Raw genomic sequence first — 12,337 nt, forward strand, 5'->3', positions numbered from 1 at the left:
CGCCACCCACCCAGGAGGAACGGCCCATGGCCAGCACCGAACCACCTCGCATACCGGACCGGCCCGCGGAGGACACCTCCGCCGCCGGGACCCTGGCACGCATCAGGACGGCCCTGCCGTCCCTGGCGCCGTCCGAGCGACGCGTGGCCGAGGCCGTTCTGGCCGATCCGGCACAGGCGGCGGAGCTGTCCATCAGCGCCCTCGCCAAGCGGGCCGACACCTCGGTGGCGACGGTGATGCGCTTCTGCCGGGCCATAGAGATCACCAACTACCCGCAACTGCGCCTGGCCCTGGCCGCGGCGGCCGCTCGCGAACACGCCCTCAGCGGCGATCGCCCGGCACCGGGCACCGACATCAGCGCCACCGACACCCTGAACGAGATCGTCGGCAAGATCATCTACAACGAGGTGCGCGCCCTGGAGGACACCGGGGCGGGAGTGGACGTCGAGGTGCTGGGCCGGGCCGTGGAGGCCCTGGCGGGAGCGTGCAGGATCGACATCTTCGGCGTCGGCGCCAGCGGGTTCGTCGGCCAGGACCTGCACCAGAAGCTGCACCGCATCGGCCGCATGGCGTTCATCTGGACCGACCGGCACGCAGCACTCACCGCCGCCGCCCTCCTCGGCCCCGGCGACGTCGCCGTCGCCATCTCGCACTCCGGGGAGACCGAGGACACCGTCGAACCCCTGCAGGCCGCCGCCGAACGCGGGGCCACCACGATCGCCCTCACCAACGTCCCACGCTCCGCCCTCGCGGAGAGTGCGGACCTCGTACTGACGACCTGCGCCCGGGAGACGCCCTTCCGCTCCGGCGCCACCGTCAGCCGTATCGCCCAACTCGCGCTCATCGACTGCCTGTTCGTCGGCGTCGCCCAGCAGTCCTACGACGCCACGACCGCGGCGCTGGAGAAGACCTACGGCGCGGTCCAGCGCCGCAGGCGCCAGCCGTCGACCCGCCGCACACCACCCGGCGACTGACCACCCGCCCTGTCCCCTTCCGTCGGCACCATCCCCGAGCACCACCCTGAAAGGACGACCGCGCCGTGGACCTCAGCACACTCGGCACCGAGACCCGCAACGAGCGGACCGCTGATCTGGACCGCATGCCGGTCACCGAACTGCTCTCGGTCATGAACGACGAGGACCGGACCGTCGCCCTCGCGGTACGCGAAGCCCTCCCGGAGATCGGGGCCGCCGTCGAGGCGATCACCGAGTCGCTGCGGCGGGGCGGACGGCTGATCTACATCGGCGCAGGCACCAGCGGCCGCATCGGCCTCCTCGACGCCGTCGAGTGCCCGCCGACCTTCGGCACCTCCCCCGAGCAGGTCGTGGGGCTGCTCTCCGGCGGCCCGGGCGCCTTCGTCCTCGCGGTCGAGGGGGCGGAGGACGAACCGACGAGGGCGGTCGCCGACCTCGACGAGATCGGCGTGGACGACCGGGACACGGTCGTCGGGCTCGCCGCCAGCGGCCGCACGCCCTACGTCGTCGGCGGCCTGCGGCACGCCGCCGGCAAGGGCGCCGTCACGGTGTCGGTCGCCTGCAACCGTGACGCGGACGTCAGCCGGTACGCCGACATCCCGATCGAGATCCCCACCGGCCCCGAGGTCCTCACGGGGTCGACCCGGCTCAAGGCCGGCACCGCCGAGAAGATGGTCTGCAACATGCTCTCCACCGCCTCGATGGTGCGTCTGGGCAAGGCCTACGGAAACCTCATGGTCGACGTCAAGGCCAGCAACGAGAAACTGGTCGACCGGGCCCGCCGCATCGTCGTCCAGGCCACCGGCGCCGACCCCGACACCGCCGCCGACGCGCTGCGGGCCGCCGACGGCCACGCCAAGACCGCCATCGTCATGCTCCTCGCCCACTGCACGGCCGAGGAGGCGACCCGGCGCCTCGAGAAGGCCGACGGCGACACACGCACCGCCATCGGCCGCCCCTGACGCGGAACGCCCCGGGGCGGCTTGCCCCGGTGAGTACGCTGGTACGGGCGTTGACGCGGGAACCGCGGAACCGGTTTCGGCGTTTTGGTTGCAGACCTGAGCTCGAGGCGGGGGCGTTGGCATGGCTACGAGGATCTCGGTGACCGTCAGGGGGCTGACCGGTCTTGACGACCGGGAGCGGATGCTCGACGAACTGGAGGCGGAGACCGGTCTGTCGTGGCGTGCGTCGGCCGTCGACCAGGGCAAGGTACTGACCGGCGGCATCGTCGAGGTCGTCCTCGTGGCCGTGGTGGGCAAGGCGACCGAGATGACCGTGTCGGCCGCCGTGGACGCCGTGAAACGGGTCGTCGAGCGCCGGCGCCGTGAGCGGCTGGATCCGCCCGAGACCTCGGTCGGCACCGAGTCCGTACCCGACTCCGCGGCGGAGCCGACGGCTCAAGGGCTGGACGGCTGAGATGGCGTCCCGTGCGGTGGTGATAGGACCGGCGAGGTACGCCGTCGGTTCGGGGATGGACAGCCATCCGCCGATCGGCGAGAGCGCGCGTATGTACGGCGAGGTTCTCGCGGGCGACGAGATGTGGGGTGCCGACTCCTGCCGGGTCCTGACCGAGGACGAGGTCCGGACGGCTGACGGCGTGATGAGGGCGTTGCAGGAGGCCGCGGACGAGACGGGACCCGACGACATCTTCCTGGTGGTGTACGTCGGGCACGGTCAGTACTGGAGTGACGTTCCCGGCGCGCAGGTCCACTTCTCCGTGGGCTCGTCCTGCCGGGACAAGCCATGGACCTGGCTTTCCAGTTGGTACGTCTACCGCGTCATGCGCAAGGCCAGGGCGAGGCTGAAGGTCCTGATCGCCGACTGCTGTTACTCGAACCTGCTGCCTCAGCTGGGGGAGGAGCCCGTCCTTCCCGGAGTGCTGGGCGCGCTGGACGAGGGCACCTGTGTGTTCACGGCCGTCAAGAACGCCAGTTTCGCGTCCGCTGACGGCTGCTCGGCCCTGCCGGGGAATCTCGCGAAGTGCACACCGTTCAGCGGGCATCTGCTGCACATACTGCAGGAGGGCACGAAGGACCACAATCACCAGCTCACCATCGGCCTCCTGCGGGAGGCGGTGAAGAAGGAGATGGAGTTCTGCACAGGTGCCCAGCACCAGGTGCCGAGGATGTCGCTGAACGACGCCCGTGACGGCACCCCGCTCTTCACCAACCAGATGGAGCTCAAGAAGCGCGACCCGGTCCCGCAACTCCCGGTCGAGCCCGCGGACTGGGTCAAGACGCTGATGATGGACCGGGACGCCCGCCTCGACGAACTGCTGAAGGACGAGCGGAAGACCGGTGACGTGGTCGCCCTGCTCAGCTCCAGGCCGGACGAGGCCAGCCGGCATCTCGCGCGGCACATCGACGTCAGGGCCAACCAGGCGTTCAGCTCGCCCCATGCCTTCGCCCGCTACTGGAACCAGGTGGAGAAGGCACTGCGCGTATGACGGAGGGTCAGAAGGCCGCGGGCTCCGCCGTGGCCAGGAGTTCCGAGGGTGACGGTGCGGCGGAGCCGTGGGGCTTCGGCTACGAATGGGTGACCAAGTGCTCGGTCGCCGCCTTCAAGGAGCGCATGCAGGCCATGCGGGAGGGCGAGCAGCCCGTCACCGAGAGCAGCGAGAGACCCCGGCCCGCCAACGCGATCAGGGCCCTGCACGCGTTCGCCATGTTCAGCTCCGTCGACCGGCTGATCGAATGCGCGGTGAGTTTCGACTACCGGGACGCCGTCAACATGGTGGCCACGGCGGCGCTGAGCCGGAACATCATTCATGCCGCGGAACTCGCCATCCGGCAATGGGACGCCGAGCGCGCGAGTGAGGGCGGGCACCCGCGGCTGACGGACGGCGTCATCCACGACATCGCCTGCCAGCGGACGGTGCTCGACGTCGCCGTCTTCGTCCGGGAGTGCCGTCGCGCCGGGAAGAGCGAGCTGGTGGACCAGACGCTGCGTGTCTTCACCACACCGAGTTCGGGGCGGACCAATCTCGACAAGGCCCTCCTCTACATCGCGCTGCGTGACGAGGAGTGCGGGCAGGAGGCCGCCGAGCTCCTCCGTCTGACCCTCGTCGCGATCACCGAGCACGTGCACATGCCGTTCCAGGCCTCGTACACCGTTCCCAGGGAGTTCCAGGATCTCGCCGGCGCTCTGCACCAGCTCAGTCCCTCCGAGCGGATCCTCGAGGAGTGGGTCGACGCACAGTTGCGGATTCCGGATCGCGTGCCCGAGACCAGACGGATCGTCGCCCATCTGATCGCCACCCGGACCGACAGCCCCGACACCCTCGTGGAGCATGTCGGCAAACGGCTGTCCCAGCATGACATCGCAGAGATCTGCGGCCAGTTGGCCAGACAGGGGTCCCCCGAGAAGTGCGTGTTGATCCGCGAGCACGCCGCGTCGCGCGACAACGTGGAGCACCTGGCGGAGATCGTCATCGCCTGGCACCGCTCAGAGGCTCTCACCAGGACGACCAAGGACCTGCTCGCCGACATCGTGGCCAGGGGGACGGCGCGGGCGGCCGGGCCGCGTTCGCCGGTCGAACTCGACTACCTGGACACGGTACTGGGCAACTTCAACGCCCAGCCGGAATGCAGGAGGCTGCTGCGCATCGCCGCCGCGGCGCACACGGACGGCCGCTCCGGAACCGATCTGGCCGGTCTGCTGGTCAGGATCGAGCGGCCGAGGGACCGCAACCGTGTGGCGCAGACGATCGCCCAGCGGCTGGCCGCGCACGTCCTCGAACAGGGCGCCGACGCACGGCTCTTCGTCGAGTACGTCGAAGGGCTGCGGGGTCACGGCCGCGCCGAGGCCGTCGATCTGGCCTGCAAGGAACTGGCGGACCCCTCCGACCCCGTCGGGGTGATCCGGGGTTCGGGCGCCGTCATCGCCGAGATCGCCGCCTGCCTGTACGGCGCGGCGCTGCCCCGCGACGGCTGGGATCTGCTCGAACGATGCCTGGAGAACGAGCAGCGTGTCACCCCTCGGGACGTGGCGCTGGTCGTCGACCGGCTGCGCACCAGCTCGATGGAGGAAGAGGACAGGCATTTCCTGCTCCGTGCCACGGTGGGCCGCTGGTCCGACGCGAACCGCCGGGAGGAGGCGGTCGAGGAGCTGCGCGGCAGGGGATTCGAGGAGGAGGCCACGGAGGTCATTCGTTCGCTGCGTTAGCGGCCGCGGCGGGGCCGCCGGTGCCCGGAGTCGGCAGCATGGGCGCCACTTCGGCCATGTGGCGTCTGGACGCGTGGACCAGGCCCTCGAACGCCGCGAGCGCCGCAGCCACGGCCAGCAAGCCCCCGAGGACCTTGGGGAGGACACCGATCGAGGAATCGCCCAGCAGCGTCAGCAGCGTCAGCACCGCGAGATGACCGATCAGCCAGAGCGCGGCCTGGGCGGCGGGGCTGGTGCGCCAGTGCCGTAACAGGGTCACGTGCACCTTGGCGTCGTACATCCGGCCGAAGGCGGGCAGCCACCGGGCGACGATCGGCAGGCACAGCAGCAGGGCGCAGCCCACCGTGAGGGTCGCCATGCCCCGCCACAGCGGGGCCCAGCCCGCCCCGTAGAGAATGAGGGCGATCAGGGCGAAACCGGCCCGCGCCAGGACCTCGCGCACGCCGCGCCGCAGACGGGACCAGCCGGTCAGGTGATCGCGGAGCGACACGAGTACGACGCCCGGGACGGCATAGACGACCAGCGTCAGGACTCCGGTGATCGCGACGAGGGAGCTCCAGCTGCCGCCGACCGCCAGTAACGCGATGCTCGCGACGAAGAAGTCCACGACGAGGACCAGCCAGTACACGTCGTACCGCCGCTTCAGGGACGCCTTGCGGGCGGTTTGCAGCCCGCGGTGCGTGAGGTGGGCCCGGCTGAGCGCCGCCACCTCGCGGGTGAGCGCGTGGGCGAAGACGAGTCCCGCACCCATGGGTGAGATCACGGCCCCGACCCTGAGCAGCCACCCGAGCCACCACAGGGAGAGAGCGAAGGCGAACTGGGCATAGGGCGACGGCTCGATGCCGGGCGGACTCCAGTAGGACGCCTGGTACTTGGTGAAGACGACCTGAAGCGATATGTACAGGACCATCGCCCCGGTGATCGTTCCGAAGACCGCCCTGCGGAGCCGGGCCGCCTCGCCGATTCCCCGTCCCCACCGCTTGATGTTCCCGGCGAAGTCCAGCGGTCCCTGGAAGCCCACGTAAGCGAAGATCACGCCGCTGCCGACGACCGCGGCCAAGGCGGCGCCGGCACCCTTTCCGGTGGCGCCGCCGCTCTCGTGGGGACTCCCGTGGTCGAAACCGGCCGCGATCAGCAGCGCGACGGTCAGGACGGGGATGACGACCTTCACCACCGTCAGCCAGGAGTTGATCCTGAAAAAGATCCGCGGGGCCACCAGATTCACCGCGGAGATCGCCGCCATGAACACCAGCGCGTAGACCCAGCCTTCGAGGGTGAGCGCCTGTGAGGAGTCCAGGAGCCCGTGGACCTGCCAGGACAGGCCCCTCGTCATCGCGACGGCCTCACTGGCGAGGTTGATCGCGTAGAAGATCCACAGGCCGGCCGCGACCACCGTCGCCACCAGCGCGCCACTGCTCTGCAGCGGCAGGAAGATCAGCCCGCCGGTCTTGGGGGCGACGGTGCCCAACTCGACCATGACCGCGGCGATCAGCAGCATGAGCAGGCCGCCGAACGCCCAGGCCAGGTAGGCGTCCGAACCGGCCCGGCGGAACGCGTCGTCCGCGCCCAGCAGCCAGCCGGAACCGATCATGCCCCCAGCCGCCAGGCCGACGAGGTGGAACACCGACAGCCGCCGCTGCTCGTCCTCCTCCTCGGCCCGCACCGGCCGCCGGCCCTGAGGCTTCACTTCCCGGACACTCATCCGTCCTGTCCCCCGCGTAGCGTCGGCATCCTCACGCACAGTGGCGAACAGGGTACTGGTCGGTGCGGGCCGGGGATACGGCGTTCCCACCGGCCCTTTCCGCCTTGCTGTCAGGCGTGGTTGGCCGGGTTCACCGAGGGGTCTGCCGGGTCGGTCCCCGCGGCGGTCACCGGTGCTCGGTGGGTACCGGCTGGGGGAGGGCGCCGAGGCGCCAGGCCGGCGTACGGTCCCGGGGGCGGGTGGCGGCATGGGCGGAGAGGCTGACGGCGGTCAGGTCGAGGACCGCCTGGGTGAGGCCGGCGGCCGAGTCGAGGGCGCCGGGGTCGGTGCGCCGGCGCTGCCGGGAGACGCTCGCGACCAGACGGCGGAACTGCTCGGCGACCGGTTCGCCGAGGGCGGCGTCGGGCAGCAGCACCGCCGGGGACCGTCCCTGCAGCCGGGCGACGGCCGCGCCGATCACGCCGGCGAACAGACCGCCGGGACCCAGTCCCAGGACGGCCCGTACCCGCAGGCCGCGGGCTCGCACGTCGTCGGTCCACGGCACCAGGTACGCCTCGAGGTCCAGCCCCGAGGGCCGGTGCCCGGCGGGGCCCGGCAGGGCCTGCCACACGGTGTGCTCGGTCCCCAGCAGCGGCGCCGCGTCCCGCAGGTCGGCGCCCGTCGGGCCGAACAGGGGGCGGCACACCGCGAGGACCAGTTCCTGGGAGTCCCCGCGGTGCAGTTCCTCCCAGCAGACGAGATCGTGCACGCGGCCTCCTTCGGACGGGGTGCGCGCAACGGCGCGGCGTGGAAAGGCTCGGCGTGGAAACCCCGCGGCGCGGAAACGCGGCGCGGGAAGGACACGGCCGGCGAAGGCGGGGCGCGGAAACCGTGCGGCGCCCGCCCTCTGCGGGGGATCAGAGGGCTGCCCACACGGTTTCCGCGCGTCGTGAGGCCGCCTTCGGGGTGGCCGTGTCCGTCAGGCGCGCTGGCCGGTGACGGCCATCCGGCCGAAGTTGCCCGCGACGGTCCCGCCGGTCAGCGCGTCGCCGTCGATGATGAGGTCGAAGTCCATCTTCATGGGCATCGGGCGCACCATGTTGATGGTGAACTGCGCACGGTCGCCCTCCAGCCGGCCGTTCTCGATGTCGACCGTGCTGCCCATGGCGGTGGCGGTGCCGCTGAGCGCGGCCCCGTTCTGCTTGACGTCCACGGTGCCGTGCTGCGGGCCGATGGGAGAGGCGATGGTGATGGACCACGTGCCGTCGAAGGCGCTCATTGATTCTCCGTAGGTTGGTCGGTGGCCTGGATAGGCCGGGTGGGGCTCGCGGGCCCGCCCGGGCGGCTCAGCGCTGGATCGCCCGCTGCGCCAGGGCCCCGGCGTCGATCTTCAGCTGTACGCCGGTGAGGTACCGCGATTCGTCCGAGGCCAGGTAGACCACGGCGTGCGAGATGTCGATCGGATCCAGCAGCGGAACGCCCATGGCGTGGAAGTTCCTGAAGAGCACCTCGGCGTCCGCCTCGGTGGGGTGCTCCAGGTCGGGACGGTAGGTGCGGTAGGTGGACTCGTTCTGCACCATCCGGGTGGCCACGTTGCCCGGATGGACCGCGTTGACGCGGGTGCCCTTGGGGGCCAGCTGCACGGCGAGCCAGTCGACGTAGTCGACGAGCGTCTTCTTGGAGAAGCTGTAGCCGTAGCCGCCGGGTCCGGCGACCGCGTTGCCGGCGAGCTCCGGGGCCAGGCCGGCGACCGAGCCCATCACGATGACGGAGCCGCCGTCGACGAGGTGGGGCAGGGCGGCGTGGACGGTGGAGATCGAGCCGAGCAGGTTGACGTCGATCGTCTCGGTGAACGCGGACAGCGGCCGGTCCATGCCGACCGGGCTGATGCCCGCGTTGGCCACGACCACGTCGAGCCGGCCGAGTTCCTCGACCGCTTCGGCGAACGCCCGGTCGAGCGCGGGCCGGTCGCGGATGTCGAGCTCGCGGGTCACCGCCCGCCGTCCGAGCTTGCGGACCAGCTCCGCGGTCTCCTCCAGGTCCGTGGAGGTCGACATGCCGTAGTCGGCGACGGGAATCTCCTGGCAGATGTCGAGCGCGATGATGTCCGCGCCCTCCTCGGCCAGTCGCAGCGCGTGGCTGCGGCCCTGTCCGCGGGCGGCTCCGGTGATTGCGACGACCTTGCCCTCGACGCGGCCCATGATTCGCCTCCGTAGGCACTTGGAAGGATTGCGTGTGCGCGGGCTGCGGGCCCTGCGCGTCCGTCACGGCGTGGCCGCACCGGGTGCCGGCCGCCTGGGGCTTCTATATAGCCACGGCCCCGGAAGGCGTACGACCCCTAGATTCACGGTCGGTGCAGACCTAGGGGGTGTCCTCGCCCCGGGCCACGGCCGGGTCAGTCGTGCACCCAGCCGTGGCTGCGGGCCACGGTCAGCAGTCGCTCCCGCAGCCGGGAGATCTGGGCCGCCGTCACCGACGGGGCGCCCGAGATGATGACGTCGGTGAACTCCTGCAGGAGTTCGGCCGATGTCATCGTCCCGGCCGCGGAATGGGACGCCGTCCGCGGGCCGTCCTGGCACGGGCCGTCGGCCTGGGTGGCCGGCACCCGGGTCAGCGGCCGCACGTTGACGGCCCGCAGACCCCGCTCGCTCTCGGTCTCCTCGAACTCGACCTGCACCCCTGGAGCGATGAGGTGCCGGTCGCGGAGGATGTCGTTGGCGTGCATGAAGGCGTCCTCGCCTGAGGGGTGGCTGACAAAGCCGTAGCCGTGAACGCTGTCGAAGCTCACTACTCGACCTACAGGCATGGGGGGTTTCCGCGCTTTCTGTGTCGTCGGTGTCGTGGTCGCCGTGTCTATGGGGACCGACAGGGACGTCTCGCCTGAGCGCCGCTGGTCAGGTCCCCGGCCGCAGGTCGGCGTTCGGGGGAACGTCGCCCTGCCGGGCGGCGCCGGACGTGGTCGCGGTGCCGGCCGCACCGGGTGCGGCGGTGCCGTCGAGCCCGGCCGGCGCTTCCTCCGGGTGGTGCGCCAGGTACTCGCTCAGACCGGGGAACTCCTCCTCGTAGTCCTCGGGATAGGTGGCCGGCGCGTGGCGCAGCGTGATCAGCGCCGTGATCGCGACCACGGCGAGCAGCACCACGTTGACCATGACGGCGGAGTGCAGGCCCCGCATGAACGCGGCGTCGGCCGCGTCGAGGAGGGCGGAGGCCGTCTTGGCGGGAAGTGCGGCGGCGGCCTGGAGGGCCCCGCCGAGGGAGTCGCGGGCCGCGTCGGCCACCTGCGCCGGGGTGCCCTGGGGCAGCTCCAGCGTGTGGGTGTAGCGGTTGTTGAGGATGGTGCCGAGCACCGCCATGCCCAGCGCGCCGCCCAGCTCGGCCGCGGTGGTGGCGAGCGCGGACGCGGCGCCGGAGCGCTCCTTGGGCGCGCTGTTGACGATGGTGTCGGAGGTGACGGTGAACGTCGACACGGCGCCGATCGCCTGCAGGATGATGGGGATGATCACGATGCCGTAGCTGGTGTCGGCCTTCAGGGTGCTGTAGAAGGCCATGGCGACGGCGCCCACGCCGAGTCCGAAGCAGCACAGCTTGGCCCGGCCGATCTTCGGCACCAGCATGCCGATCATCGGGGCCACCAGGATCGCCACGCCGGCCGGGGGCAGCATGGCCAGGCCCGACTTCAGCGGCGACCACTGGTGCACCAGCTGGAAGTACTGGCTGAGCAGCAGCGTCGTACCGATGAATGCGAACAGGGCGAAGGTGTTGGACGCCACGGCCCCGGAGAACGCCGTGTTGGTGAAGAGCTTGACGTCGATCAGCGGGTGCGCCATGCGGACCTGCTTGAGCGCGAACAGCACCAGTGCGACGACGCCGATGGCCGTGGCGGTCAGTACCCGGGTGTCCGTGAAGCCGTCGTGCACCGACTCCTGGATGGCGTAGACGATGCCGACGACACCGATGACCGACAGCACGACGCTGACGGGGTCGATACGGCCCGGCAGCGGGCTGCGGGACTCGGGGACCACGAAGACCGCCACCGAGAACAGCAGTACCATGATGGGGACATTGATCAAGAAGACCGAGCCCCACCAGAAGCTGTTGAGCAGCGGTCCGGCGACGATGGGCCCGATGGCCATACCGCCGCTGATCATGGCGGCCCAGATGCCGACGGCGGTGGTGCGCTCCTTGGGGTCGGTGAAGATGTTGCGGATGATGGAGAGCGTGGTCGGGTAGACCGTCGCACCGGCGACACCGAGCAGCGCCCGCCCGAAGATGAGCCAGCTGGGCGAGTCCGCGTAGGCGCACAGCACCGAGGCGGCGGCGAACGAGAACGACCCTGCCAGCAGCAGCTTCTTGCGGCCGATCCGGTCGCCGATGTTGCCCATGGTGACCAGCAGACCGGAGAGCGCCAGACCGTAGATGTCCGCGATCCACAGGATCTGGCTGGAGGTGGGTTTGAGGTCCTTGATGAGCGAGGGGATGGCGAGTTGCAGGACGGTAAGGTCGACGCTCAGCAGCAACGCGGCCATGCAGATCACCACGAGTGCCACCCAACGGCGGCCCCCCAGTTGCGGGGGAGCGTCTAGGCGGGGCGCGGTGGGGGAGGTAACCATCAGAGTGTCTCCGGTTCAACGCGTGGTCGGACGAGGACGGTAACTGTGTATGCCGTACTCACTTGTGTAAGCTATACGCAGAACGGCGGGGTGGTCAATCGCTCCGTGCTCGACGACTGGAGTGTCTGTGTCGAAACAGGACAGAGCCGATGACTTCTCGAGGACGTTGGAGCTCCTCTGGGGCGGACAGGAGCGCTCGGCTCGCGGGCCGAAGCCGGCGCTCTCCGTCGAGCGCATCGTGGAATGCGCGATCGACATCGCCGACCGCGAGGGTTTTTCGGCGGTCTCGATGCAACGCGTGGCCGGTGAGCTCGGCTTCAGCACGATGTCGCTGTACCGCTATCTGCCCGGGAAGAACGAGCTGGTCAGCCTCATGATCGACGCCGCCCTCGGCGACCCGCCGGTGCTCGAGGACTCCGTCGGCGACTGGCGCGCCAAGCTCGAGGTCTGGGCGCACTGCTACCTGATGGTCCTCAACGACCACCCGTGGGCCGTCCTGGCGGCGACGTTCGGCCGGGCCATGGGACCGAACGAACTCGGTTGGCTGGAATCCGCGGTGTCCGCGCTGCGCGACACGGCCCTGAGCGGCAGCGAGAAGACCGACGCCGTCGTGGCCGTCAACGGACACGTGCGCAGCTGGGTCCAGTACGCCGGAAACGCCCCCTCCGGTCACACCTCCAGCCTGTCCAACGAACAGTGGGGCAGCGCCATCGCCGAGCTGGTCCGCAAGCACGGCGACCGCTACCCCGCGCTGCTCGACGCGATGTCCTCCGGCGCCTTCGACCCCGCGGACGACAACGGCCCGGCCTTCGGCCTGCGCGTCGTCCTCGACGGCATCGGCGTCCGCATCGCCGAACGCCAGGCGATGAGGGACCGCGAGCGTCCCGCGGCCCCCCACTCCTGAGTCC

At 70.5% G+C, this 12,337-nt stretch carries 12 protein-coding genes; 6 read left to right on the forward strand and 6 right to left on the reverse strand.

Annotated features, from left to right (window positions below):
- The first annotated feature begins 26 nt into the window (after positions 1–26).
- From ACQPXS_RS38065 to ACQPXS_RS38085, 5 genes are all read left to right on the forward strand, one after another.
- On the forward strand, positions 27–974 hold the full coding sequence (locus ACQPXS_RS38065; protein WP_433453988.1) for a MurR/RpiR family transcriptional regulator: 948 nt from the start codon (positions 27–29) through the stop codon (positions 972–974).
- A 65-nt stretch (positions 975–1,039) separates the two neighbouring features.
- Positions 1,040–1,936, forward strand: a complete 897-nt coding sequence (gene murQ, locus ACQPXS_RS38070; RefSeq protein ID WP_433453989.1) for an N-acetylmuramic acid 6-phosphate etherase — start codon at positions 1,040–1,042, stop codon at positions 1,934–1,936.
- Positions 1,937–2,057: 121 nt separating this feature from the next.
- Entirely contained in the window at positions 2,058–2,390 is a 333-nt protein-coding gene (locus ACQPXS_RS38075; protein WP_433453990.1) for a hypothetical protein, read from the forward strand.
- A gap of 1 nt (position 2,391) precedes the next feature.
- Positions 2,392–3,420 (forward strand): hypothetical protein, encoded by a 1,029-nt coding sequence (locus tag ACQPXS_RS38080; protein WP_433453991.1) that lies wholly within the window; start codon positions 2,392–2,394, stop codon positions 3,418–3,420.
- Positions 3,417–5,138: a hypothetical protein gene (locus tag ACQPXS_RS38085; RefSeq protein WP_433453992.1), complete on the forward strand. Its 1,722-nt coding sequence runs from the start codon at positions 3,417–3,419 to the stop codon at positions 5,136–5,138. The genes ACQPXS_RS38080 and ACQPXS_RS38085 overlap by 4 nt, the downstream gene beginning before the upstream one ends.
- On the opposite strand, the gene ACQPXS_RS38090 is transcribed toward ACQPXS_RS38085, so the two are convergent.
- From ACQPXS_RS38090 to ACQPXS_RS38115, 6 genes are all read right to left on the reverse strand, one after another.
- Complete coding sequence (locus tag ACQPXS_RS38090) at positions 5,119–6,840, reverse strand: APC family permease (protein WP_433453993.1); 1,722 nt, start codon at positions 6,838–6,840, stop codon at positions 5,119–5,121. The two genes, ACQPXS_RS38085 and ACQPXS_RS38090, sit on opposite strands and share 20 nt — an antisense overlap.
- A 166-nt stretch (positions 6,841–7,006) precedes the next feature.
- On the reverse strand, positions 7,007–7,588 hold the full coding sequence (locus ACQPXS_RS38095; protein ID WP_433453994.1) for a hypothetical protein: 582 nt from the start codon (positions 7,586–7,588) through the stop codon (positions 7,007–7,009).
- Positions 7,589–7,798: 210 nt separating this feature from the next.
- Positions 7,799–8,098: a hypothetical protein gene (locus ACQPXS_RS38100; RefSeq protein WP_356316759.1), complete on the reverse strand. Its 300-nt coding sequence runs from the start codon at positions 8,096–8,098 to the stop codon at positions 7,799–7,801.
- A 67-nt stretch (positions 8,099–8,165) separates the two neighbouring features.
- Positions 8,166–9,020 carry a mycofactocin-coupled SDR family oxidoreductase gene (locus ACQPXS_RS38105; protein ID WP_365727135.1) on the reverse strand — a complete coding sequence of 285 codons (855 nt, stop codon included), beginning with the start codon at positions 9,018–9,020 and terminating at the stop codon, positions 8,166–8,168.
- A 194-nt stretch (positions 9,021–9,214) separates the two neighbouring features.
- Positions 9,215–9,607 carry a cold-shock protein gene (locus ACQPXS_RS38110; protein ID WP_365334298.1) on the reverse strand — a complete coding sequence of 131 codons (393 nt, stop codon included), beginning with the start codon at positions 9,605–9,607 and terminating at the stop codon, positions 9,215–9,217.
- A 106-nt stretch (positions 9,608–9,713) separates the two neighbouring features.
- A complete protein-coding gene (locus ACQPXS_RS38115; protein ID WP_433453995.1) occupies positions 9,714–11,429 on the reverse strand; it encodes a DHA2 family efflux MFS transporter permease subunit in 1,716 nt (571 codons plus the stop codon).
- A 166-nt stretch (positions 11,430–11,595) separates the two neighbouring features.
- Between ACQPXS_RS38115 and ACQPXS_RS38120 the strand changes: the two genes are divergently transcribed.
- Complete coding sequence (locus tag ACQPXS_RS38120; protein WP_356316751.1) at positions 11,596–12,333, forward strand: TetR/AcrR family transcriptional regulator; 738 nt, start codon at positions 11,596–11,598, stop codon at positions 12,331–12,333.
- The last annotated feature ends 4 nt before the right edge of the window (positions 12,334–12,337 follow it).

Source organism: Streptomyces sp. CA-142005, from assembly GCF_050942335.1.
Classification (GTDB): domain Bacteria; phylum Actinomycetota; class Actinomycetes; order Streptomycetales; family Streptomycetaceae; genus Streptomyces.